The organism is Enterobacter sp. P82 (assembly GCF_037053385.1).
Classification (GTDB): domain Bacteria; phylum Pseudomonadota; class Gammaproteobacteria; order Enterobacterales; family Enterobacteriaceae; genus Enterobacter.
The window spans coordinates 1,969,438-1,994,563 of sequence record NZ_JBALHX010000001.1 but is presented as its reverse complement, the minus strand read 5'-3'; the positions used below and the strand labels follow the sequence as shown (position 1 = coordinate 1,994,563).

Sequence of the window (25,126 nt, the reverse complement as noted above, 5' to 3'; positions counted from 1 at the left end):
TCATAAATTTAAAATAAATCATCCAAAAGCATTCGCAATAATTATGAAATAAAGCATTCATCGCTGAATTATATTTCCATGCATATATTATTTGTAAAAATAATGTGTCAAGTAAGAGAGTTATTTCCCATCTCATTACTACGGGAGTTGGTGTTCATTTGATAGTTATCACATTTTTACCCATCTCATCTTCGATAACATACTCCGTATCCAATACATTGAAATAAAAGCCCTTACTATGTCCGTAAACAACATCACGCCGACAGATTTAAAAACTATTCTTCATTCTAAACGTGCCAACATTTATTACCTGGAAAAATGTCGCATTCAGGTAAATGGTGGGCGTGTTGAATATGTCACTCAGGAAGGTAAGGAATCATTTTACTGGAATATTCCGATCGCCAATACGACTGCGGTAATGTTGGGAATGGGCACCTCCGTTACACAAATGGCAATGCGGGAGTTTGCACGAGCAGGTGTGATGGTTGGTTTTTGTGGAACAGATGGCACGCCGCTTTATTCCGCGAACGAGGTGGATATTGATGTCTCGTGGTTCAGCCCACAAAGTGAATATCGTCCGACAGCATATTTACAAAACTGGGTCTCATTTTGGTTTGATGAAGAAAAACGTCTGCGTGCGGCAAAGCAGTTTCAATTTATTCGTTTACAGCAAATTGAAAGACAGTGGGGTGGGTTGAAGATGCGGCGGGAAGTATCTTTTCAACCTGATAAAGACGCGCTGGAAAGTATTCTCGAGCGTGCCAGGCAAGGCATGGAAAACGCTCATGATCATAGATCGTTGATGCTCCAGGAAGCGCAACTGACGAAATCACTCTACAAGTTGGCAAGCCAAACCGTGGGCTACGGTAGTTTTACCCGAGCCAAACGGGGAGGCGGGGCGGATATTGCGAATCGTTTTCTCGATCAGGGTAACTATCTGGCCTATGGGCTGGCGGCTGTCGCAGCATGGGTGACGGGCATCCCGCATGGTCTGGCAGTCATGCATGGTAAAACACGACGTGGTGGGTTGGTCTTTGATATTGCCGATTTAATTAAAGATGCTTTGATTATGCCGCAGGCATTTATTGCAGCAATGGAAGGTGAAGACAATCAACAGTTTCGTCAGAGGTGCATTAATGCGTTTCAGCAGTCTGATGCACTGGACGTGATGATCACCACATTGCAGGAAACCTCGCAGTCGCTGGCGGGGGATGCGAAATGAATGTATTGATTATCTCCCGTTGCACCAAAAATGCGCGTGAGAAAAGTTGTCAGGTTATTGATCAGTTTGCTGAACGTACGGGTGACGCGACCTGGCAAACGACGATCACGATGGAAGGGGTCAACACACTACGCAAATTGCTGCGTAAAACCGCACGTCGTAATACGGCCGTAGCGTGTCATTGGCTGAAAAAAAACGGTCAAACCGAGCTCTTGTGGATTGTCGGGAATCTGCGTCGTTTTAATGCGCAAGGGCGCGTACCTACAAATCGAACGACCCTGCAAATCATCAGGAATGAGACAGAGCACCGCTGGCACAGTGCGGAAAGTATTGCCTTGCTGGCAGCAATAGCCGGGCTATTTCATGACTTTGGCAAAGCAGGTATGTGCTTCCAGCAGACGCTACAGGGTGAGAGCAAGCACGTCTGCCAGCCGTATCGCCATGAATGGATATCGGTTCGTCTGTTCGAGGCCTTTGTGGGGCAACAAAGTGATGAGCAATGGCTGACATCTTTGACACAGCTTAATGCCGCAAACGAAAAGGCCATGTTGAAAGCACTTAAGATGGACAGGGTGGACTGGAGCGATAGCCCGCTCGGCACATTACCTCCCGTCGCTAAAGTGGTGGCATGGCTGATGTTATCACACCATCGTTTGCCCCAGCCTCATCCGGAAAATCCTTCATTTCTGTACTGTGAAGGCTGGCTTGAGCGGCAACTGAATGCTGACTGGAACTCGCTTAATCACAAACAGGAAAAGCATCACTGGACATCACGTGACAGACAAAATGTCTGGAAGTTTCCCCACGGTACCCCACTGAAAAGTAAAACCTGGCGTGAGAAAGCCCGACAGATTGGCAAACGCATCAGGAATCTGCCCACACTGCTTCATTCAGGAACACTGGATAATCTCTTCACCATCCATCTCGCCCGTCTTTCATTGATGCTGGCCGATCACGTTTACTCTTCACAACCTGCTTATTCCGGTTGGCAGGATGATGCTGTTCAGACCTGGGCCAACAGCGATCGGCGGACCGGACAGCTCAATCAAAAACTTGATGAGCACAACGTTGGCGTCGCGCACCTGGCGCTGTTAATGGGGCGTTCTCTTCCGGCTTTACGCCATTCGTTGCCTGCTATCGCCCGACATAAAACGTTTCGGGAAAGAGCGAAAGATCCGCGCTTTCACTGGCAGAACAAGGCGTGGGATGTTACCGCCGGCCTGCGGGAAAAAAGTATTGAGCAGGGTTTCTTCGGAATCAATATGGCTTCGACCGGATGCGGAAAAACCTTTGCCAATGCCCGGATTATGTATGCCCTGGCTGATGAGCAAGCAGGGTGTCGTTTCAGTGTGGCGCTTGGGTTACGTACACTGACGCTACAGACAGGGCAGGCTCTTCAGTCTCGCCTGGGGCTGGATGATGACACCCTGGCTGTGGTGACCGGTGCAGCGGCAGTAAGAGAACTGTACCAGTGGAATGATGCTGAAGATACCAGCAGCGCCAGCGACGAGACGTTCTTCGCCAGCCATCATTATGTGCATTACGAAGGGGCGACGAGTAGTGGTATTGCGCAGCAATGGCTGGCGAAAGAACCAACGCTTAATCGGCTGGTCAGTGCGCCAGTGCTGGTAACAACTGTCGATCACCTGATGCCGGCGACAGAAGGTGTACGCGGGGGCAGGCAGATCCCCGCCATGTTGCGTTTACTCACCAGCGATCTGGTGCTTGATGAGCCAGATGATTTTGACGTTGATGATTTGCACGCTATGTGCCGGCTGGTGAACTGGGCGGGAATGCTTGGCTCCCGTGTGCTTCTCTCATCGGCAACGTTACCTCCAGCGCTAACGGAAGCTCTGTTTGAAGCCTATCGGGAAGGGCGAAAGCTCTGGCAGGCTGCTTGTGGAAGCACCGACAGGTCGCAGAGCATATGTTGCGCCTGGTTTGATGAATACGGTGCACAGTCGAAGGAAGTGGTTGATGAAAACCAGTTTCGTCGGGTGCACGGTGAATTTGTGAGCAAGAGGGTTAAACGTTTACCCGATCAACCACGGCTTCGATTGGGAAAACTGGCATCTGTATTACCGCAATCCACCAGCAATGCCGCTGTGGTCTCCTCGCTAACGGAGACGTTTCACCAGCAGATGGTTGAGCTCCATCGCCAACATCACACAACACACAAAAGTGGCAAAACCGTCTCTTTTGGCCTGATTCGTATGGCCAATATCAACCCGCTGGTTGCCGTCGCACAAATGTTGATGGCAGTACCCTCACCAGAAAATTACCGCATCCATTATTGCGTTTATCACAGCCAGCACCCGCTGGCTGTGCGTGCGGCGATCGAAAAACGCCTGGACAGTGCTTTCACACGACATGACCCGGAACACGTCTGGCAGCTATCAGAAGTACAACAGGCGCTGAAATCACAGGAACAGCACCATCTTTTTGTTGTGCTGGGGACATCTGTTCTGGAAGTGGGGAGAGATTTTGATGCTGACTGGGGGATCATCGAGCCGAGCTCAGTGCGTTCGCTTATCCAGTTTGCCGGGCGTATTCAGCGCCATCGTCAGCAGGTTCCCGAGTTCGAAAACATGGTGATTCTGGATCGCAATGTGCGGGCGCTGCGTGGGAATAAAGTGGCTTATTGCCGCCCGGGTTTCGAAACGGAGCAACATCCGTTGCCTTACCATGTTCTCCATAAATTGCTCAATGAAGAGGGGTATCGCACGCTGAATGCAATCCCGCGTATTGCTGAGTCTCTGCCGGGTAATGCTCTGGCGACGCTGGAGCACACACGGTTGCGTGCCGCACTACTGGACGACGGGAATAAGTCAGACGTGGTTGCCGCCTCGTGGTGGCGCTTGCCGCTGACGTGGAACGGCGAACTTCAGCGGCGGACGCCCTTTCGCCGCTCATCACCCCAGGAATCTTTCTTTTTACATATGGAAGAGGAGGACGATAACCCCGAGTTTTGCCTGATGCAGGAAGATGGGGGGCTAAAACCTGCGGGGCAGTTTTGTGAGCAGCAGTTATCCATGGCTGATGGCGTAGAAGCGTGGTTTGCGATTGATTATGCCGAGGTATTACAGGCGCTGGCCGAGACGAAGCAGATGGAACTCACCGCCGTGTCACGACGATATGGCGAAATCACATTGAGAGTTAGCAGGGGGGAGGAGACCGAGCAATGGCTGTATCACCCGGTATTGGGTGTGTTCAGGGAATATCGATAAAGAGTCAGGAGCGTGTATGTCAGTTGAAGCACTAAGCGATTTTATCGCGGAGTACATTGCCGGACGACGGCAAACAAAGCTGGAAGCATTTGATAAAGAGGCAGCAAAGCGCAGCGAAGCAGAGAGCACGACGCTAGCGGTAGAACGCCGTGAGGTGGAACGTCGCTACGAACCTAAAGCATGGCTGACAGATGCAGCGAAGCGAGCAGGGCAAATTAACCTCGTGACCCACGCGGCAAAATTTACCCACGGAGATTCAAAAAGTAGCAGTATTTACAGCGAGGCAGTGGCGAAGGAAGGGTATCTCAGCAGCACCGCGTTGTCTGGTTTTGAACCGGATGCCGTGGGTAATGCGGCTGCACTGGATGTGGCGAAATTGCTACAGACGCGCGTTGATAATGGTGATTCCTTGCTTGCAGGCCTGAAGCGTGGCGACCACAGCACGCTGGCCGCTTTTACCGACGACGCTAATCAATTGAATGAGTGGGTGACAGGATTTTCGCGGGCGTTAACCCCCGGAGAACCCGTTTCGCACAAGCTGGCGAAACAGGGCTATTTTCCTGTAGGTGACAGTTATCACCTGTTAAGCCCGCTATTTGCTACTTCGCTTGCCCATGCCATGCATCAAAAAATGGTTGCTCTGCGTTTTGGCGATGATGTTAAAGCCATCTGGGAAGCACGCCGGGAGAAAACCTGGCACCCGACTCCGCTGACATTATTTTCTGATTCAGCGGAAATGCATTTTGGTGGGACTAAACCACAGAACATTTCGTATCTCAACAGTGTTCGAGGTGGCCGAATCTGGCTGCTTTCTTGTCAGCCGCCACAGTGGAAAAGATCTGAAAAACCACCCACTCATTTACGTTCGATTTTCACGTCGGGAAGTCAGTTTGACCGACGTGCGAGAAGCACGATCCAGTTGCTTGTTTCCTTGCTGACGAGAACCGGTAATTACACTAATTTTCGCATTCGAGAAGCACGTGATGGATATATCAATACACTTATCGACCTGTTATTTGATGTGGCATCTGAGTTTCAATGCGAATCATGGCAAGGCTGGACGCTGAACAGCCCTGACTTAAAACTCCATCAAAAACTTTGGCTCGATCCCTGGCGCGCCAAAACGGACGAAGCTTTTCGCATCGAACGTGAAAAAGAAGACTGGCAGGACGCTGTGGCAAAGGATTTTGCCCTGTGGCTGAATGCTCGCCTGAACAAGTCACTGAAAGATTTAGGATCTGTGGAAAAACGTGAATGGGAAACCCGTGAGCGCTTACGCACCAACCTGCGCGAGATGGAAAAAATCATTCAGGAGGTGCTGAAATGAGCTCACTCATCCTGCTTCGCCGGATAAAAGTGGAAAACGCCAATGCCATTACTGGACTGACGTACGGTTTTCCCGCTATCACCCATTTTCTGGGTTTTTCCCATGCACTGTCTCGCAGGCTGACGGAAACGCACGGGCTGCGAATCGATGGCTGTGCAGTCGTGAGCCATGAGCACCAGATCCACGCACATACCTCTGGCCGAGATTATCAGTTCGCGCTGACCCGCAATCCTCTCACGCGTGACGCGAAAACGGCCTCCTTCAATGAAGAGGGGCGTATGCATTTGACCGTTTCGTTGTTGCTGGAATGCCACGGCGAAATCCCCAACGGTGAATATGGGCAGCGCGACCTGGCCAAGTTTTTGTCTCAAGTATGCCCTACGCTCCGACTGGCGGGGGGAATCATCGTCGATATCCAAAATATTTCGGTTATGTCGATGCCTTCCTGCAGTCAGGAGATGCGCCGATTACAGTGGCAACTGATGCCGGGCTTTGCCTTGCGGGATCGCAGCGACTGGCTGGGCGAGCATCATAAGAGGCTTCTTGAATACGATCCTAACGCCACATTGCTTGATGCCTGGCTGGATTTTGCAGCGTTAAAAATACAGGCCGAAATACCGGAGGAGGGCGATATACAGGAAGGCGAACCGGCTAACTGGCACGTCGTTCCCAAACCGAACCCCGGTTATCTGGTGCCATTAATGACCGGTTACCAGCGTATCTCTGAGCTCTACGCACCCGGCGTCGTGGCGAACGCGCGCGATGCAGAAACGCCCTTTGCGTTTACCGAGGTGGTATATGGCGTGGGGGAATGGTGTGGTTTACACCGAATTCAATCCCTTGAGGAGATTTTCTGGCGTTATCGTACGACAGAAACGGGCTATTACTGTCAAGGCGCGGGCGCACCAATGACATCAGAACATTTCGATTAAAAAGGACTTAACCATGGCAAAGACTTCAACTGCTGTTAAAACGGCATCTGTACTGGCATTTGAACGTAAACTCGCAACTTCTGATGCAGTGATGTATTCAGGAAATTGGGAGGAAAAGAACTGGGAACCTGTACGTATTCAGGAAAAAGCGGTTCGCGGCACCATTTCTAACCGTCTTAAGAATGCGCTTATCAACGATCCGGCAAAACTTGATGCAGAGATCCAGAAAGCAAACCTTCAGCGCGTGGATGTGGCGGCGTTGCCTGCTGATGCGGATACCCTGAAGGTGAAATTTACCCTGCGTGTGCTGGGAAACCTGTCGACACCTTCTGTGTGTAATGACCGAACTTATCAGGACGAACTTCAGCAGGTCATTGACGGTTATATCAGTGAACACGGTTTCTCCGAACTGGCACGCCGCTATGCAACCAACCTGGCAAATGGCCGTTTTTTATGGCGTAACCGCGTGGGTGCCGAGAAAATTGTCGTAAAAGTAACGGGCAGTAAGTCATGGATATTTGATGCTTATGGTTACGCGCTACGGGATTTTTCTGCCAACGATGAGCAGCTCAATACTCTGGCTTTGGAAATTGAAAAAGGACTCAGTGGTGAAGGGTTCGTCCTGCTGAATGTAGAAGCACATGTGCTACTTGGGGCCGGACAGGAGATTTTCCCGTCGCAGGAACTCGTACTCGACAGCAACAGCAGTAAGAGCCGATTGCTGTATCAGGTGGATGGTGTTGCCGGGATGCACTCACAGAAAATCGGTAATGCACTTCGTACTATCGACACATGGCATCCCAACGTTGATGAACTGGGGGCTATAGCGGTTGAGCCGTATGGCTCTGTCACCAGTCGTGGTGTGGCGTGTCGTCAGCCGAAAGAGAAAATGGATTTCTACACCTTGCTGGATAATTGGGTCACGAAAGGTCAAAAGCCGAATGTCGAGCAGCAACATTACGTGATGGCTGTCCTGATCCGCGGCGGCGTTTTCGGTGAGAAGAGTGAGTAAGGAGTCGTAATGGATCACTACATTGAGATCCGCGTCCTGCCCGATCCTGAGTTCAGCGAAGAGATGCTGATGGCTGCGCTGGTTGCTAAGCTGCATCGAGCGCTGGGGCAAAGAGGGCTGGGAGATATTGGTATTAGTTTCCCTGCTCATACCATTAAGCTTGGCCCGGTATTACGTTTGCACGGTAATCACCCGTCATTATGTGAACTCGAATCGCTGGCATGGCGAAAAGGATTGAGCGACTACTGCACGACGTTGGGAATAAAATCCGTTCCTGCTGTCAACCAATGGCGCTGCGTGAGTCGTGTTCAGGTTAAAAGCAGCGCACAGCGACTGATGCGGCGTTCGGTGAAAAAAGGATGGTTAACGGAAATGGAGGCACAACAACGTCTTTTGACGATGCAGGAGGCGAGAACTGATTTACCCTGGCTTAATTTGCGTAGCCTTTCAACAGGCCAGTCGTTCAGGCTCTTTATCCATCATGGCGATTTACTCTCTGCCCCTGCCGCAGGGACGTTTACGAGCTATGGGCTAAGTTCGACAGCGACTGTTCCCTGGTTCTGATAAACCCTGGCCGCATCAGCATTTAGGGTGCGGTTTTCTCTGCAAGACGGGTATCAAAAATAAAAGGAAGCTGCTGGACAGAATTGAGTGTCTTGTGGAACTCAGGGTGTAAGGGGTTAATTATAGCATTGTTTTCAAAAGGAATGATGCAGGAAGGTAAAATGAGTGCGAGGGCACTGTTAGCCTGTAACCAACCGGTTCCCAGATCCATCGTTGACACCGGTGCTGGGTTTTCCTGCCAGTCTGTGGGTAGCCACGTTTTATCCAGGTAATCAATCTGGTCATCCGGGATATTAATGCTGAAAAGCTGGTATTGATTCAGCACGGTATCTTTTTTAACGTGCACCAGGATTTCCAGGGATGCCAGTGAAATGGAAGTGGACACATACACGGCAGGGTGTCCTTTATGATTCCAGCGACCACCATACTGGTTTGCACCACTTCCACTCCACGCTTCGCTGGCATAACGCCCCGTCACCAGCCGATAAAAAATCATGCAAACACTCCGTGTTCCAGGCGACCAATTAAATCGGTGACTTCCAGTGCACCGGTTTCGGTGGCAATCAGGTCGACAGGCGCAACATTCCCAAGCCCACGCACAGGAGTTTGCAGCCAGTTCCATGCCTCTTCTTTACTACCAAAATAATCAACCGCTGCATCCAGCACCCGAACGAAGCGTGCCACACGCTCGCTCTCATCGGGCGTCAGCGTACGACCTGTGCTTTTGCGGCGGGCAACATTACGCTCGTTAATTCCTGTGACACGGAGAATGTCCGCTTTCGACATTGCCGTCCATTCATGGATATTGTCGATAACGCTGACGGGTAACCCCTGATTGAGATATTCAACCAGCCGCATACCTCTGTTTGCAGGTAAACCGGCGTAGCGCCAAAGTGCGTTATCAGCAGGTTTCTGTGCGGGGATCCATGTTCTCATGTTAACTCCTGAGTAATGTCATTTGTCATGGTTAAGTATAGCCATTTGTCTGGAGGAGTAAAATGAGTGTTTTGTTTGCAGGGGGAAAAGAAGAGCGGCATTTGACCTTTATTTTTAGTGTGCTTGTAATGCATTGATTTTAAATGGATAATTTTGGTGGGGTAAAAAAAGGGTAAGAGAAGGTTTTTTAGATTTTTTTTGTATGAAAATCATAATGGTATTGGGATATTATTCCAGTGCACTGCCGTACAGGCAGCTTAGAAAAGGCACCAATACCGGGTCTGTTAGATGACATGGTGCACTGCCGTACAGGCAGCTTAGAAATCAAGCGGCTGCGCAAAGCACTTGCTCCTCTCGTGCACTGCCGTACAGGCAGCTTAGAAAGGATAGCAATTAGCATTAAAATAACGCTCTTCGTGCACTGCCGTACAGGCAGCTTAGAAAAGGAAGAAATGCTGACGTGGATTCGCAAAACCGTGCACTGCCGTACAGGCAGCTTAGAAAAAAGCGCTGGCCGTTCATAACGATGATGATATGTGCACTGCCGTACAGGCAGCTTAGAAATGCTTACGGCTGGATTGATCAGTTGCGTCAGCGTGCACTGCCGTACAGGCAGCTTAGAAATGAACCACTGTCGGTGCCACGCTGAACAGCGCGTGCACTGCCGTACAGGCAGCTTAGAAATCATCAAATTGCTTTTCGCGGCTCCACCCGGCCGTGCACTGCCGTACAGGCAGCTTAGAAATCATCAAATTGCTTTTCGCGGCTCCACCCGGCCGTGCACTGCCGTACAGGCAGCTTAGAAATTGCACCCATTGATTTTGCAGCTGCAATGCCTGTGCACTGCCGTACAGGCAGCTTAGAAAAGACATCAAGAGACTGAGGGTCAGTCGAGCGCGTGCACTGCCGTACAGGCAGCTTAGAAAGTCGTGCTGCGGTTCAGTGCTAGCCGCTGTGAGTGCACTGCCGTACAGGCAGCTTAGAAATTCCGGCACCGTCTCATATTCGCCGGTGCGCTGTGCACTGCCGTACAGGCAGCTTAGAAAAGTGGGCAACCAGGATGGTTCATGAAGCTTATGTGCACTGCCGTACAGGCAGCTTAGAAATGGGATTGGCCGATTTCACGCGCTAGTTGCGAGTGCACTGCCGTACAGGCAGCTTAGAAATAGTTATTGTCAGGTATATATCAGCAATGAATGTGCACTGCCGTACAGGCAGCTTAGAAATGTTCGATAGCCTGATATGCCGGGTTCGTTGAGTGCACTGCCGTACAGGCAGCTTAGAAAAGCAGGAAGCGAACACGAACCGAAGGAATGACGTGCACTGCCGTACAGGCAGCTTAGAAAGAAAGCTATCACCATAACAGTATGAAACTGTAGTGCACTGCCGTACAAGCAGCTTAGAGAAGAGTGATGGACAACCATCATCACAGGAGAAAGCTCACTGCTGCACATGCAGCTTAGCAAAATAGAAAATAAGGTCTCCCCCTTACTCTTTGCACTATCGAACAGACAGCCTTGAAGCAGAAACAAAGCCCAAATAATTGTTCAAATAATCAACTACCCCACAAAAAAATAAGGCCGGGAAAAACCCGGCCTTATTTAATATTCATCTGCCATTACAGGCGAAAACAATTAGCGACTACGGAAGACAATGCGGCCTTTGCTCAGGTCGTACGGGGTCAGTTCAACAGTCACTTTGTCGCCCGTCAAAATGCGGATGTAGTTTTTGCGCATTTTACCGGAGATGTGCGCAGTTACCACGTGACCGTTTTCCAGCTCTACGCGAAACATGGTATTAGGCAACGTATCAAGTACGGTACCCTGCATTTCAATATTGTCTTCTTTGGCCATCTAATCCTCTGGGGTATCACTACCAAGTTTTGAACCGGCAAGATAATGCCGAAATTCATCAATTAAGTAAAGAATTGCGCGATTAAAACGCAGCAAAACAGTTTCGGCGCATTGCCCAAGCGTCACGGTACAACCGAACAGGAAGCGCATTCGTAAAGGGGAGACGACAGGATAAACGTCAGGACGTTATCTGAAGCGAGGGTCCCAAACGGCGGCGGGGCAACAGGCAGAAGCTACTCTGCGGCATAATTATAACACCCTCACAAAAAATATGCGGAAAACATTTAGGCATTGGGCAGAAAGAGCGTTCTCGGTATCCAGAAGTCGCGCGGGAGCTTCTCCTGACGGCTGGCATCCAGATGCTCGATATACTGGCGTCGCGGGATTTCAACGGCTCCCAGGGAGGCTGTGTGCTCATTGAGAACCTGACAATCGATCAGACGTCCGCCGCGCTGGGAAAACTCCTGACAGAAGACCAGCAACGCGGTTTTCGAGCCATTAACCGCTCTGGAGAACATGGATTCGCCGCAAAAAAGCGTCCCTTGTGCGACACCATACATACCGCCGACAAGCTCACCACCTTCCCACACCTCGATGGAATGGGCGTAACCCAGTTCATGGAGCTGGTGGTAGGCGGTAATGATATCGCGGGTTATCCATGTCCCTTCATAGCGGTCTTCAGCACAGCCTTCAATCACCTGACCAAAGGCGTGATTCAGGGTCACCCGATAAGGTGATTTAGCGTGGAAACGTTTCATACTGCGGCTCAGGTGAAACTGCGCAGGCCACAGCACGGCACGCGGATCGGGAGACCACCATAAAATCGGGTCACCGGGGGAAAACCAAGGGAAAATACCTCGCTGGTAGGCCATCAATAGTCGTGCAGGACTGAGATCGCCACCAAGAGCCAGCAACCCATTGGGTTCACGTAGCGCCCCCTCCGGAGAAGGGAACGCAATATTATGACGAGAAAGCTGGACCAGGCGCATGACAGCAGAACTCCAATACGCGAGTGAGGATCGGTACAAATATAGTCTACAGACGCTGTTTAAACTGGTAGTAGCGACCCTGTTTCGCCAACAGTTCTGTGTGACTACCTTGCTCAATAATGTGTCCGTTGTCCATCACAATTATCTGATCAAAACTCGCCAGTCCGCGCAGGCGGTGCGTGACCATCAGAACGGTTTTACCGGTCATTACAGTGGCTAGTAAATCAAGTATTTGGCTCTCGGTTGTGGCGTCCAGACCTTCCGTTGGTTCGTCGAGCAACATCAGCGGTGCATCGTGCAGCAGCGCGCGGGCAATCGCCAGACGGCGCAGCTCACCACCTGAGAGTTGACGGCCACCTTCACCCAGCCAGCTGTTTAGCCCTGCATCTTCAAGCAACTTATGCAGTCCAACCTGTTCCAGCATGGCGCTCAGTTCATCATCAGAGGCCTCTGGTGCTGCCAGCAGCAGGTTATCGCGCAGTGTGGCGCTAAACAGATGCACGCGCTGCGGAACCACGCTGACAGTTTTGCGCAGAGACTGTTCGCTGAAATCTGTCAGCAACGTATCATTGAAACGAATCTGACCGTGTTGCGGGTCCCAGGCGCGGGTCAGCAACTGTAACAGCGTCGATTTGCCACAGCCGGTACGGCCGAGTATGGCAATGCGCTGGCCAGCGTTTACCGCGAGATTCACACTTTCCAGTGCGTTCTGCGCCTGCTTGTCGTAAGCGAAAGTGACATTATCAAGCGTGAGCGCAACGTTCTCTGGCACTGTGGTCTGCGCGGCACTGAACGTGACTTCAGGCTCTTGCTCGGCAATTTGGGTGATGCGCAGGGCAGAGGCGATTACCTGTCCCAAATGCTGGAAAGCGCCTGTCACCGGTGCCAGCGCTTCAAATGCGGCCAGAGCACAGAACACGAAGAGGGCGATCAGCGGACCTGGCTGCATATTACCGCCGATACCACCGGATGCCAGCCATAGCATAGCGATTACTGCCACGCCGCCGATTAACATCATCAGCGCCTGAGAGAAGGCCGTCAGTTCCGACTGGCGGCGCTGGGCCTCATGCCAGTTCAGCTCCGTACTTTCCATCTGCGCGCGGTAGCGCTTGCTGGCACCAAAAATGGTCAACTCGGCCTGCCCCTGAAGCCAGGAGGTCAGTTGCTGGCGGTAATCTCCGCGCAGACGCGTCAGGTTTTCCCCTGTGGATTTCCCGGCGCGGTAAAACAGCGGTGGCAAAATAATGAGCGTGAGCAACATGATCCCACCCAGCGTCAGCGCAACGGGAACATCCAGAACGGACAGTCCCAGCGTGACCACCACGATCACCACAAACGCGCCCACGATCGGGGATATCACGCGCAGGTACAGGTGATCCAGCGTGTCGACATCCGCTACGACACGGTTAAGTAACTCACCCTGACGAAAACGCGCCAGCCCGGCAGGGGAGAGGGGCAGTAGTTTGCTGAAGGTGTAGATACGCAGGTGTTGCAGCACGCGGAAAGTGGCGTCGTGGCTGACCAGCCGTTCGAAATAGCGGCCGGCAGTACGGGTGATGGCGGTACCGCGAACACCGGCAGCTGGGAGCATATAGTTGAAGCTGTATAAACCAGCAAAGCCCGCGACGGCCGAGGCCGACAGGAACCAGCCGGAAAGGGTGAGCAGGCCGATACTGGCGAGCAGCGTCACAATCGCCAGCACAATCCCCAGTGTCAGCATCCATTTGTGGCGTTTATAGAGCGCAAGATAAGGCAGCAGAGCTCGCATCAGATGTCCTCCTGACGATTCGCCAGCAGGGCGGCAAACGGTCCCTGCGCGGTAACGAGAGAGGCGTAATCGCCTTGCTCAACAATACGGCCGTTCTCCATGACCCAGATCTGGTCCCAGTCGGCAATGCCTTCCAGCTGATGGGTAACCATCAGGGTGGTTTGCTGCAGAGAGGCGTCATTCAGGGCATCCATTACGCGCTGTTCGCTGTGTGCATCCAGGCTGGCTGCGGGCTCATCAAGCAGCATCAACTGGCATGGGTTAAGCAGCGCACGGGCAACCGCCACACGCTGCGCCTGTCCGACCGACAGTCCGGCAGACTGGTCGCCGACCACGGTATCAACTCCTTGCGGAAGTTGCGGCAGGAATTCGCTGACCCAGGCGCGGTCAAGGACGGATTGCAGTTCGTCTTCTCGGGCATCCGGGCGCGCCAGCAGCACGTTTTCACGCAGCGTAGAGGCTGGAAGCTGCGGGTTTTGGCCTACCCAACTGAGCTGTTTACGCCAGGCGTCAGGATCGAGGTTGCGCAGTTCCGTTTTGTTGATCCGCAGTGAACCTGTGTAGGCCATAAAACCGGATAGCGCATTCAGCAGAGAGCTTTTCCCGGAACCGCTGGTGCCGACGAGCACTACGCGTTGTCCGGCAGGTAAGGTAAAGTTCAGCGGACCTGCGAGCACTTTGCCTTCGGGTGACAGAATGGAAAAGTCCTGCGCCTCAATGGTCACGGGATCTTTAGCATTCAGTGTCACGTCGCCCCGTTCCGGCTGCGACAGCGGCGTTTCCAGGAATGTTTTCAGGCTGTCGGCAGCGCCAACCGCCTGTGCTTTAGCGTGATAGAAGGTCCCCAGATCGCGAAGCGGCTGGAAAAACTCCGGGGCCAGGATCAGCGCCAGGAACCCAGCAGAAAGGGTCACTGCCGTGCCGTAATGGCCAAAATCCAGCGCGCCGAGGTAGGAGAAGCCGAAGTAGACCGCCACGAGGGCAATCGAAAGGGAGGTAAAGAATTCCAGTACGCCTGAGGACAGGAAGGCGAGGCGTAACACTTCCATAGTGCGCTGACGGAAGTCCTGCGATGCCTGGCGAATGTTTTCGGTTTCCGCTTCACCGCGGCCAAAAATGCGCAATGTTTCCATGCCGCGCAGACGGTCGAGGAAATGGCCGCTTAAGCGACCCAATGCCAGGAAGTTACGACGGTTAGCGTCCGCAGCCCCCATGCCGACCAGCGCCATAAACAGCGGGATCAGCGGGGCGGTGCCCATCAGAATCAGCGCGGCCATCCAGTTCACCGGGAAGATGGCGAGCACAATAAGCAGCGGAACAAAGACGGCAAGAGCCATTTGCGGCAGGTAGCGCGCATAGTAGTCGTGCATATCGTCAATCTGCTCAAGAATCAGCGTCGCCCAGCTACCGGCCGGTTTACCCTGGATCCACGCGGGCCCGGCTTCCTGAAGGCGATCGAGCACCTGACGGCGGATCTCGTAGCGGATATGCTGTCCGGCGTGAAAACCGACGCGCTCACGCAGCCACACCACCCAGGCGCGCAGGATAAAAATCAGGATCAGAACAATAAAGGGCAGCAGGAGCGCTTCGCGTGGAATGTTCTCCATGATCATATGATTAAGAATGCGGGCCAGCAGCCATGCCTGGGCAACAATCAACAGACCACTGACGAACCCCAGAATACGGGAGATCGTAAGCCAGCGGCGGGAAAGAACGCTTTGCTGTTTCAGCCAGCGTGTTAACTCTTGTTGACGGGTTTTTTCCATTGCGTACTTTGCAGGTGACGTTATTAGAAATTGGGCAGCGCAATGTTACAACGGTGAGACAATAAAGGCGACTTATCGCCGCCTTTATTTACGTTTGTTACTGACTTGTAAAGATTATTTACCTTGTTCAGCCAGTCCATCGAGGTAGCGTTCTGCATCCAGCGCGGCCATACAGCCGGTGCCTGCAGAGGTAATCGCCTGACGATAAATATGGTCCATCACGTCACCAGCGGCGAACACGCCCGGGATGCTGGTCTGGGTCGCGTTGCCGTGAATACCAGACTGCACTTTGATGTAGCCGTTTTCCAGCTCCAGTTGACCGTCAAAGATCGCGGTGTTCGGGCTGTGGCCGATAGCCACAAACAGACCCGCCACTTCCAGCGTTTCAACATTATCGGTGTTCTGGGTATCACGGATACGCAGACCCGCAACACCCATCTGATCGCCCGTCACCTCTTCCAGGGTACGATTGGTGTGCAGCACGATGTTGCCGCTTGCCACTTTATCCATCAGACGTTTGATCAGGATTTTTTCTGCGCGGAAGGTGTCGCGACGGTGGATCAGATGCACCTCAGAGGCAATGTTCGCCAGGTAGAGCGCTTCTTCCACTGCGGTGTTACCGCCGCCAATGACCGCGACTTTCTGATTGCGGTAGAAGAAACCGTCGCAGGTTGCGCAGGCAGAGACGCCGCGGCCTTTGAACGCTTCTTCGGATGGCAGACCGAGGTAACGGGCAGAGGCTCCGGTGGCGATGATCAGCGCGTCACAGGTGTATTCGCCGCTGTCACCCGTCAGGCGGAACGGACGGTTCTGCAGATCGACCTTATTGATGTGGTCGAACAGAATTTCGGTTTCGAATTTAGCGGCATGCTCGTGCATACGCTCCATCAGCAGCGGCCCGGTCAGGTCGTGCGGGTCGCCTGGCCAGTTTTCCACTTCGGTGGTGGTGGTCAGCTGACCGCCTTTTTCCATGCCAGTAATTAATACTGGTTGCAGGTTAGCGCGTGCAGCATAGACCGCCGCGGTATATCCCGCAGGTCCAGAACCAAGGATTAGCAGCTTACTGTGTTTAGCCGTGCCCATGAGATCCCCATTGTTGTTGGCAGACATTTGGCTGGATTGTAGGGAATTTGTTGCCGTAAAAAAAGAGCACAGCAATTTTGATATCAATCTGTGTAATAGCCACGGACGATGAATGGCGCGCGATAACATCAGGCTTTCTCCAGAAAACCGGTCGTTTGTAAGGCAATAAAATGACGATTAATACCCTGCCGTAATGAATATCCGGCATGTTGTACTAAAAAACGATGTTTTGCTTTGACAATCCCCTGCGCTTTTGCGAAAACATTCAAGGAAGAAAAAAAACCGCGTTAACCGTATGCCGCATAGGCATGCACGTAAATGCCATTTTTACCGGGTCAGTGAAATCTACGCATGGCGTGGACAGACGCCATACGTGATGTCGGTGACCGCCTTCGGGCAACGGTCTTCTTACCAACAGAACCCGAATCCGCATCGCGTCTAATACAAAACCAGGCGATGTGATGACTAACGGGTACAGGCTCTGAACAGTGATGTGCACAGGGTCCAGGCAGGAGTAGGGAAGGAATACAGAGAGACAATAATAATGGTAGATAGCAAGAAGCGCCCTGGCAAAGATCTCGACCGTATCGATCGTAACATTCTTAATGAATTGCAAAAGGATGGGCGTATTTCCAACGTCGAGCTTTCAAAACGTGTGGGACTTTCCCCGACGCCATGCCTTGAGCGTGTGCGCCGACTGGAAAGACAGGGTTTCATTCAGGGCTATACTGCTCTGCTGAACCCGCATTATCTGGATGCCTCACTTCTGGTATTTGTTGAGATTACTCTGAATCGTGGTGCGCCGGATGTGTTTGAGCAATTTAACGCCGCTGTACAAAAACTTGAAGAAATTCAAGAGTGTCACCTGGTGTCCGGTGATTTCGACTACCTGTTGAAAACCCGTGTGCCTGATATGTCCGCTTACCGTAAGCTGCTGGGTGAGACCCTGCTGCGTCTGCCGGGCGTGAACGACACCCGTACTTATGTGGTAATGGAAGAGGTCAAACAGAGCAATCGTCTGGTTATTAAGACGCGCTAACACGGAACAGGTGCAAAATCAGCGTAGTTTGATTACACTCCTGTTAATCCATACAGCAACAGTGCCGGGGAGTCCCGGCGCTGTTGTCCGTTTTAGCAAACAGGCAGGATATGCCTGATACCTGGAGAGCCTTTCTTGAGCCAGGAATACACTGAAGACAAAGAAGTCACACTATCGAAGCTAAGCAGCGGACGTCGTCTCCTCGAGGCTTTGCTGATTGTTATTGCCCTTTTTGCCGTCTGGCTGATGGCAGCCTTACTCAGTTTCAACCCCTCAGATCCCAGCTGGTCACAAACTGCATGGCATGAGCCTATCCATAATTTAGGCGGTGTCCCCGGTGCCTGGCTTGCGGACACGCTGTTTTTCATTTTCGGTGTGATGGCCTACACCCTTCCCGTCATTATCATTGGCGGATGCTGGTTTGCGTGGCGTCATCGTCAGAACGATGATTACATCGACTATTTCGCGGTTTCGCTGCGCCTGATTGGCGCGCTGGCGCTGATCCTGACCTCATGTGGTCTGGCGGCTATTAATGCCGATGATATCTGGTACTTTGCCTCTGGCGGAGTGATCGGCAGTTTGTTGAGTTCTGCACTGCAACCGATGCTCCACAGTAGCGGCGGCACGCTGGCGCTGCTGTGCATCTGGGCGGCTGGGTTAACATTGTTTACTGGCTGGTCATGGGTGAGCATCGCCGAGAAGATCGGCAGCTTTATCCTCACGATCCTGACCTTTGCCAGCAACCGTACCCGTCGCGACGATACGTGGGTGGATGAAGACGAGTACGAAGATGAAGAGGAATACGATGCACCTGTACAGCGTCGTGAATCTCGTCGTGCGCGTATTTTGCGCGGCGCCCTGGCGCGTCGTCAGCGTGTAGCTGAGAAATTTGCCAACCCACTTGGACGCAAAACCGATGCCGCGCTCTTCTCCGGAAAGCGTATGGATGAAGACGAGCAGGTTGAGTATCGCGCAGCAGGTAACGCCGTCGATCCTGATGATGTGCTTTTCTCCGGTAGCCGTGCCACGCCGGGTGACTTTGACGAATACGATCCGTTGCTAAATGGCCAAACCGTTACCGCACCGGTTGCCGCAGCCGCAGCAGCAACGACCGCTGCGCAGGCGTATGCCGCGCCTGTCGACGCCGTGATGCCATCCGCGCCGGTTCCACCACCGGAATCCGTTATTCAGCAGCCTCAGGTTGCGTGGCAGACCGCGCCGGGTGTTCACACGCCGGAGCCCGTAGTCGCGCCTGAACCAGAAAGCTACATCTCTGTACAGCAGGAGCAGTGGCAACAACCTTATCAGCCGCCGCAACCTGAATATGAACCGCAGCAATATGAACAGCCTGTGGCCCAGCCGTATCAGGAGTATGTACCTGAACCGGTTGAACCTGCGCAGCCTTATGTAGCGCCACAGCCTGAACCTGAAGTAGTGGAAGAGGTTAAGCCATCTCGTCCACCAATGTACTATTTTGAAGAGGTGGAAGAACGCCGGGCTCGTGAACGCGAGCAACTGGCAGCCTGGTATCAGCCTGTGCCTGAACCGGTGCAGGAGCCAGTTACGAAGGCACCTTCAGTTTCGGTTCCACCGGTCGACCCGACGCCTGCTGTTGCACCTGTAGCGGAAAGCGTTAAGCAGGCTACGGCGGCGGCAGCAGTGGCTGCGCCTGTCTTTAGTCTGGCAACAGGTGGCGCACCACGTCCTCAGGTAAAAGAGGGGATTGGCCCACAATTGCCTCGCCCTAACCGCGTCCGCGTTCCCACTCGTCGTGAGCTTGCCTCTTACGGTATCAAGCTACCTTCCCAGCGCATGGCTGAGGAAAAAGCGCGCGAACCAGAGTACGAAGATGACGCCGATGAAATGCAGCAGGACGAACTGGCCCGCCAGTTTGCAGCGCAACAGAATCAACGCTACGGTGAAGACTATCAGCACGATGAACCGATGCTGGAAGATGAAGATGACGCGGCAGAAGCCGAATTAGCGCGTCAGTTTGCGGCAACGCAGCAACAGCGTTACTCCGGTGAACAGCCTGCTGGCGCGAACCCGTTCTCATTGTCAGATTTCGAGTTCTCGCCGATGAAAGATCTGGTGGATGATGGCCCGAGTGAGCCTCTGTTCACCCCGAGCGTGATGCCGGAAGCAGAGCCTGTGCGCCAGCAAACACCACCGGCATACGCGCAGCCGCAGCAACCTGTTCAGCATCCGTATGCGCAACCGCTGCAGCCACAACAACAGCCGCCGCAGTTCCAGCAGGCAGCGCCACAGCCGCAGGAGAGCCTGATTCACCCGCTGCTGATGCGTAACGGTGACAGCCGTCCGCTGCAGCGTCCGAGTACGCCGCTGCCGTCACTGGATCTGCTGACGCCGCCTCCGGCTGAAGTCGAGCCGGTTGATACATTTGCTCTGGAGCAGATGGCTCGTCTGGTGGAAGCACGTCTGGCAGACTTCCGCATCAAGGCAGACGTGGTGAACTACTCGCCGGGTCCTGTTATCACCCGTTTTGAACTGAATCTGGCGCCGGGTGTAAAAGCTGCGCGTATTTCTAACCTGTCCCGTGACCTGGCGCGTTCGCTGTCCACTGTTGCGGTGCGTGTGGTGGAAGTTATTCCGGGCAAACCGTACGTTGGTCTTGAGCTGCCGAACAAAAAACGTCAGACCGTTTACCTGCGTGAAGTACTGGATAATACCAAGTTCCGCGATAACCCATCCCCGCTGACCGTGGTGCTGGGCAAGGATATCGCTGGCGATCCGGTGGTGGCAGATCTCGCGAAAATGCCTCACCTGCTGGTAGCGGGTACCACCGGTTCAGGTAAGTCCGTCGGTGTGAACGCCATGATCCTCAGCATGCTCTATAAAGCGCAGCCGGAAGATGTGCGTTTCATCATGATCGACCCGAAAATGCTCGAACTGTCAGTCTACGAAGGCATTCCGCATCTGCTGACCGAAGTTGTGACCGATATGAAAGACGCTGCCAACGCCCTGCGCTGGAGCGTCAATGAGATGGAGCGTCGCTACAAGCTGATGTCTGCGCTGGGCGTGCGTAACCTGGCTGGTTATAACGAGAAGATCGCTGAGGCGGCACGTATGGGTCGTCCGATCCCGGATCCGTACTGGAAACCAGGTGACAGCATGGATGCTCAGCATCCGGTGCTGGAAAAACTGCCTTATATCGTCGTGCTGGTCGATGAATTCGCCGACCTGATGATGACCGTTGGTAAGAAAGTAGAAGAGTTGATTGCGCGCCTGGCGCAGAAAGCGCGTGCGGCGGGTATTCATCTTGTACTGGCGACCCAGCGCCCTTCAGTGGACGTTATTACAGGTCTGATTAAAGCGAACATCCCGACGCGTATTGCATTTACCGTATCAAGCAAAATTGACTCACGTACCATCCTCGACCAGGGGGGCGCTGAATCGCTGCTGGGTATGGGGGATATGCTTTACTCCGGTCCGAACTCCACCTCTCCGGTGCGTGTTCACGGTGCATTTGTTCGCGACCAGGAAGTGCACGCCGTAGTGCAGGACTGGAAAGCGCGCGGCCGTCCGCAGTATGTCGATGGCATTACTAGCGACACTGAAAGCGAAGGTGGCGGCGGTGGCTTTGATGGCGGTGAAGAACTGGATCCTTTATTCGATCAGGCGGTTAACTTTGTCACCGAAAAGCGTAAAGCATCTATCTCTGGCGTGCAGCGCCAGTTCCGTATCGGTTATAACCGCGCGGCGCGTATCATCGAGCAGATGGAAGCGCAGGGCATTGTGAGCGAGCAGGGGCATAACGGTAACCGTGAGGTGCTTGCTCCGCCGCCTTTTGATTAACCTTCAGCGATTGCAAAGAAGGGTAAATCAGGAAAAATTAAGCATTTTCTTCTGTCGCCTGCCTTCGGGCAGGTTCAGAATAGAAGACGGAAACCCCATTTCGGGAAGACGTATTTTAAGGAATAACAATGAAAAAAATCGCCATCGCCTGTGCATTACTGACCAGTTTTGTCGCCAGCAGCGTCTGGGCTGATGCAGCCAGCGACCTTAAAAGCCGACTGGATAAAGTAAGCAGCTTCCACGCCAGTTTCACGCAAAAAGTGACAGACGGCAGCGGTAACGCGGTGCAGGAAGGTCAGGGGGATTTGTGGGTAAAACGCCCGAACCTGTTTAACTGGCATATGACTCAGCCGGATGAAAGCATCCTGGTGTCTGACGGTAAAACCTTATGGTTCTTTAACCCGTTTGTAGAGCAGGCAACGGCGACCTGGCTGAAAGATGCCACCAGCAATACGCCTTTCATGCTGATTGCCCGCAACCAGTCCAGTGACTGGCAGCAGTACAATATTAAACAGAATGGTGATGAGTTTGTCCTGACACCGAAAGGCACTAATGGCAACCTGAAGCAGTTCACTATTAACGTAAGCACTAACGGCACTATCAATCAGTTCGGTGCGGTTGAGCAGGACGATCAGCGCAGCAGCTATCAGCTTAAGTCACAGCAGAATGGCGCTGTTGACGCATCGAAATTCACCTTTACCCCGCCGAAGGGCGTAACGGTGGATGACCAACGTAAGTAAGAGGCGTGAGTGAGCAATCTGTCGCTCGATTTTTCAGATAACGCGTTTCAACCTCTGGCCGCTCGTATGCGGCCAGAAAATTTAGCGCAGTACATCGGCCAGCAGCATCTGCTGGCTGCTGGTAAGCCATTGCCCCGTGCCATTGAGGCCGGGCATCTTCACTCCATGATCCTCTGGGGCCCACCCGGCACTGGCAAAACTACCCTTGCAGAAGTTATTGCTCGCTATGCAAATGCGGACGTTGAACGTATCTCGGCGGTCACCTCCGGCGTGAAAGAGATCCGCGAGGCGATCGAGCGTGCGCGGCAGAACCGCAATGCCGGGCGGCGCACTATCCTGTTCGTGGACGAAGTTCACCGCTTCAACAAGAGCCAGCAAGATGCCTTCCTGCCGCATATTGAAGACGGCACGATCTTCTTCATCGGCGCGACCACTGAAAACCCATCGTTTGAACTGAACTCGGCGCTGCTTTCGCGTGCGCGGGTTTATCTGCTCAAATCGCTGACCACCGAGGATATCGAAAAGGTTCTCACTCAGGCGATGGATGATCGCGCGCGCGGCTATGGCGGGCAGGATATCGTTTTACCTGACGAGACGCGTAAGGCGATTGCGGAGCTGGTCAACGGCGATGCGCGTCGGGCACTGAATACGCTGGAAATGATGGCCGATATGGCCGAAATTGATGACTCCGGCAAGAGAGTGCTTAAACCGGATTTGCTCACCGAGATTGCTGGTGAGCGTAGCGCGCGTTTCGATAATAAAGGCGACCGTTTTTACGATCTGATCTCGGCGCTGCATAAGTCCGTACGCGGCAGCGCGCCGGATGCGGCACTTTACTGGTACGCACGCATTATCACTGCCGGTGGCGATCCCCTCTATGTCGCGCGACGTTGCCTGGCCATTGCCTCTGAAGATGTCGGCAATGCTGACCCGCGGGCTATGCAGGTTGCACTCTCAGCATGGGACTGTTTTACCCGCGTCGGTCCCGCTGAAGGGGAGCGCGCCATTGCGCAGGCGATTGTCTATCTGGCTTGCGCGCCGAAGAGTAATGCGGTCTATACCGCCTTTAAAGCGGCAATGTCTGACGCGCGTGAACGTCCGGACTACGATGTGCCGGTTCATCTGCGTAACGCACCGACCAAACTGATGAAAGAGATGGGTTATGGGCAGGAGTACCGTTACGCCCATGATGAACCCAATGCCTACGCTGCCGGAGAGGAATATTTCCCGCAAGAGATGGCACAAACGCGCTATTATCACCCCACAAACAGAGGTCTTGAAGGCAAGATTGGTGAAAAGCTCACCTGGCTCGCCGGACAGGATCAAAATAGCCCTATAAAACGCTACCGTTAGCGCTATCGTTGCGGTAATGTTGGCAATGTATCCCTGTGACCGCAGGCTGTGGTCACATTTTCCTATTTTAATTCGATAAGCACAGGATAAGCATGCTCGATCCCAATCTGCTGCGTAACGAGCCAGACGCAGTCGCTGAAAAACTGGCACGCCGGGGCTTTAAGCTGGATGTAGATAAGCTGCGCGCTCTTGAAGAGCGTCGTAAAGTTCTGCAGGTACAAACTGAAAATCTGCAGGCAGAGCGTAACTCTCGATCGAAATCCATTGGCCAGGCGAAAGCGCGCGGGGAAGATATTGAGCCATTACGCCTGGAAGTGAACAAACTGGGTGAAGAGCTGGATCAGGCGAAAGCTGAGCTGGATGTTCTTCAGACCGAAATTCGTGATATTGCCCTGGCTATCCCGAATATTCCTGACGACAGCGTACCTGTCGGCAAAGATGAAAACGACAACGTTGAAGTGAAACGTTGGGGTACGCCTCGCGAGTTTGACTTCGAAGTGCGCGATCACGTGACGCTGGGCGAAATGCACGCGGGCCTGGACTTTGCGGCAGCGGTTAAGCTGACCGGCTCTCGCTTCGTGGTGATGAAAGGCCAGATTGCCCATTTGCACCGTGCACTGGCGCAGTTCATGCTGGATTTGCACACTGAGCAGCATGGCTACAGCGAAACCTACGTCCCGTATCTGGTCAACCACGATACGCTGTACGGCACAGGTCAGCTGCCGAAATTTGCTGGTGATCTGTTCCACACCCGTCCGCTGGACGAGGAAGCGGATAGCAGCAACTACGCGCTGATCCCAACCGCAGAAGTGCCGCTGACAAACCTCGTGCGTGATGAGATCATCGACGAAGACGATCTGCCAATTAAGCTGACAGCACATTCTCCGTGCTTCCGTTCTGAAGCAGGATCTTACGGTCGTGACACTCGCGGTCTGATCCGTATGCACCAGTTCGACAAAGTTGAGATGGTACAGATTGTCCGTCCTGAAGAATCCATGGACGCACTGGAAGAGATGACCGGCCACGCGGAAAAAGTGCTGGAACTGCTGGGTCTGCCGTACCGTCGTATGGCGCTGTGCACCGGGGATATGGGCTTTGGCGCCTGTAAAACCTTCGATCTGGAAGTGTGGGTGCCTGCGCAGAATACTTACCGTGAGATCTCATCCTGCTCTAACGTCTGGGATTTCCAGGCGCGTCGTATGCAGGCACGCTGCCGCAGCAAGTCTGACAAGAAAACCCGTCTGGTTCATACCCTGAACGGCTCTGGTCTGGCTGTCGGCCGTACGCTGGTTGCCGTGCTGGAAAACTATCAGCAGGCAGATGGACGTATTGAGATTCCTGAAGTACTGCGCCCATACATGAAAGGCCAGCAGTACATCGGCTAATTGTTTGCCTCACAACAAAAAAGCGCCTTCGGGCGCTTTTTTTATGCCTCTGAATTGATACTACGCAATACCCCCTCCCTCTAAAGTAGTAATACTCCTCCGAATGAAAGTTAG

Annotated in this window: 18 protein-coding genes and 1 CRISPR repeat array; of the genes, 11 read left to right on the top strand and 7 right to left on the bottom strand. The window is 53.1% G+C overall.

All coding sequences use genetic code 11. From position 1 onward, the window contains the following. Window positions 1-238: 238 nt before the first annotated feature. From cas1f to cas6f, 6 genes are read left to right on the top strand one after another with little or no spacing between them, the layout of a single operon-like run. Entirely contained in the window at window positions 239-1,222 is a 984-nt protein-coding gene (gene cas1f / locus WB237_RS09500; protein WP_336212537.1) for a type I-F CRISPR-associated endonuclease Cas1f, read from the top strand. Further along, on the top strand, window positions 1,219-4,449 hold the full coding sequence (gene cas3f / locus WB237_RS09495; RefSeq protein WP_336212535.1) for a type I-F CRISPR-associated helicase Cas3f: 3,231 nt from the start codon (window positions 1,219-1,221) through the stop codon (window positions 4,447-4,449). Before cas1f ends, cas3f begins: the two co-directional genes overlap by 4 nt. A 16-nt stretch (window positions 4,450-4,465) precedes the next feature. Then, window positions 4,466-5,776 carry a type I-F CRISPR-associated protein Csy1 gene (csy1, locus tag WB237_RS09490; protein ID WP_336212532.1) on the top strand — a complete coding sequence of 437 codons (1,311 nt, stop codon included), beginning with the start codon at window positions 4,466-4,468 and terminating at the stop codon, window positions 5,774-5,776. Beyond that, window positions 5,773-6,708 carry a type I-F CRISPR-associated protein Csy2 gene (csy2, locus tag WB237_RS09485; protein WP_336212531.1) on the top strand — a complete coding sequence of 312 codons (936 nt, stop codon included), beginning with the start codon at window positions 5,773-5,775 and terminating at the stop codon, window positions 6,706-6,708. The genes csy1 and csy2 overlap by 4 nt, the downstream gene beginning before the upstream one ends. A 13-nt stretch (window positions 6,709-6,721) precedes the next feature. Next, complete coding sequence (gene csy3, locus WB237_RS09480) at window positions 6,722-7,720, top strand: type I-F CRISPR-associated protein Csy3 (protein WP_336212530.1); 999 nt, start codon at window positions 6,722-6,724, stop codon at window positions 7,718-7,720. Window positions 7,721-7,729: 9 nt separating this feature from the next. Continuing rightward, the gene (gene cas6f / locus WB237_RS09475; RefSeq protein ID WP_336212529.1) at window positions 7,730-8,284 is read left to right on the top strand and encodes a type I-F CRISPR-associated endoribonuclease Cas6/Csy4; all 555 of its coding nucleotides are present in this window, start codon (window positions 7,730-7,732) and stop codon (window positions 8,282-8,284) included. 22 nt (window positions 8,285-8,306) lie between these two features. On the opposite strand, the gene WB237_RS09470 is transcribed toward cas6f, so the two are convergent. The 7 genes from WB237_RS09470 to trxB form a co-directional block, all read right to left on the bottom strand. Continuing rightward, window positions 8,307-8,780: an RES family NAD+ phosphorylase gene (locus WB237_RS09470; RefSeq protein ID WP_336212528.1), complete on the bottom strand. Its 474-nt coding sequence runs from the start codon at window positions 8,778-8,780 to the stop codon at window positions 8,307-8,309. Continuing rightward, window positions 8,777-9,220, bottom strand: a complete 444-nt coding sequence (parS, locus tag WB237_RS09465; RefSeq protein WP_129996317.1) for a type II RES/Xre toxin-antitoxin system antitoxin — start codon at window positions 9,218-9,220, stop codon at window positions 8,777-8,779. The genes WB237_RS09470 and parS overlap by 4 nt, the downstream gene beginning before the upstream one ends. A gap of 236 nt (window positions 9,221-9,456) precedes the next feature. Next, window positions 9,457-10,626: a CRISPR direct-repeat array (repeat unit 28 nt; unit sequence GTGCACTGCCGTACAGGCAGCTTAGAAA). Window positions 10,627-10,854: 228 nt separating this feature from the next. Further along, entirely contained in the window at window positions 10,855-11,073 is a 219-nt protein-coding gene (infA, locus tag WB237_RS09460) for a translation initiation factor IF-1 (protein ID WP_002211347.1), read from the bottom strand. Between the two features lie 284 nt (window positions 11,074-11,357). Then, window positions 11,358-12,062: a leucyl/phenylalanyl-tRNA--protein transferase gene (gene aat / locus WB237_RS09455; RefSeq protein WP_336212527.1), complete on the bottom strand. Its 705-nt coding sequence runs from the start codon at window positions 12,060-12,062 to the stop codon at window positions 11,358-11,360. Between the two features lie 46 nt (window positions 12,063-12,108). Further along, window positions 12,109-13,830 carry a heme ABC transporter ATP-binding protein/permease CydC gene (cydC, locus tag WB237_RS09450; protein ID WP_336212525.1) on the bottom strand — a complete coding sequence of 574 codons (1,722 nt, stop codon included), beginning with the start codon at window positions 13,828-13,830 and terminating at the stop codon, window positions 12,109-12,111. Further along, window positions 13,830-15,596, bottom strand: coding sequence for a heme ABC transporter permease/ATP-binding protein CydD (gene cydD, locus WB237_RS09445; protein WP_336212523.1), 1,767 nt, complete (start codon window positions 15,594-15,596; stop codon window positions 13,830-13,832). The genes cydC and cydD overlap by 1 nt, the downstream gene beginning before the upstream one ends. Before the next feature lie 114 nt (window positions 15,597-15,710). Continuing rightward, window positions 15,711-16,679, bottom strand: coding sequence for a thioredoxin-disulfide reductase (trxB, locus tag WB237_RS09440; protein WP_049005462.1), 969 nt, complete (start codon window positions 16,677-16,679; stop codon window positions 15,711-15,713). A gap of 544 nt (window positions 16,680-17,223) precedes the next feature. Here trxB and lrp point away from each other — a divergent pair. The 5 genes from lrp (at window position 17,224) to serS (ending at window position 25,012) form a co-directional block, all read left to right on the top strand. Continuing rightward, window positions 17,224-17,718 (top strand): leucine-responsive transcriptional regulator Lrp, encoded by a 495-nt coding sequence (gene lrp / locus WB237_RS09435; RefSeq protein ID WP_000228469.1) that lies wholly within the window; start codon window positions 17,224-17,226, stop codon window positions 17,716-17,718. Window positions 17,719-17,853: 135 nt separating this feature from the next. Next, window positions 17,854-21,534 (top strand): DNA translocase FtsK 4TM domain-containing protein, encoded by a 3,681-nt coding sequence (locus tag WB237_RS09430; protein ID WP_336212520.1) that lies wholly within the window; start codon window positions 17,854-17,856, stop codon window positions 21,532-21,534. Between the two features lie 128 nt (window positions 21,535-21,662). Next, entirely contained in the window at window positions 21,663-22,274 is a 612-nt protein-coding gene (lolA, locus tag WB237_RS09425) for an outer membrane lipoprotein chaperone LolA (protein ID WP_114978538.1), read from the top strand. Window positions 22,275-22,283: 9 nt separating this feature from the next. Beyond that, the gene (rarA, locus tag WB237_RS09420) at window positions 22,284-23,627 is read left to right on the top strand and encodes a replication-associated recombination protein RarA (protein ID WP_336212517.1); all 1,344 of its coding nucleotides are present in this window, start codon (window positions 22,284-22,286) and stop codon (window positions 23,625-23,627) included. A gap of 92 nt (window positions 23,628-23,719) precedes the next feature. Beyond that, window positions 23,720-25,012, top strand: coding sequence for a serine--tRNA ligase (serS, locus tag WB237_RS09415; RefSeq protein ID WP_047071876.1), 1,293 nt, complete (start codon window positions 23,720-23,722; stop codon window positions 25,010-25,012). Window positions 25,013-25,126 lie beyond the last annotated feature (114 nt).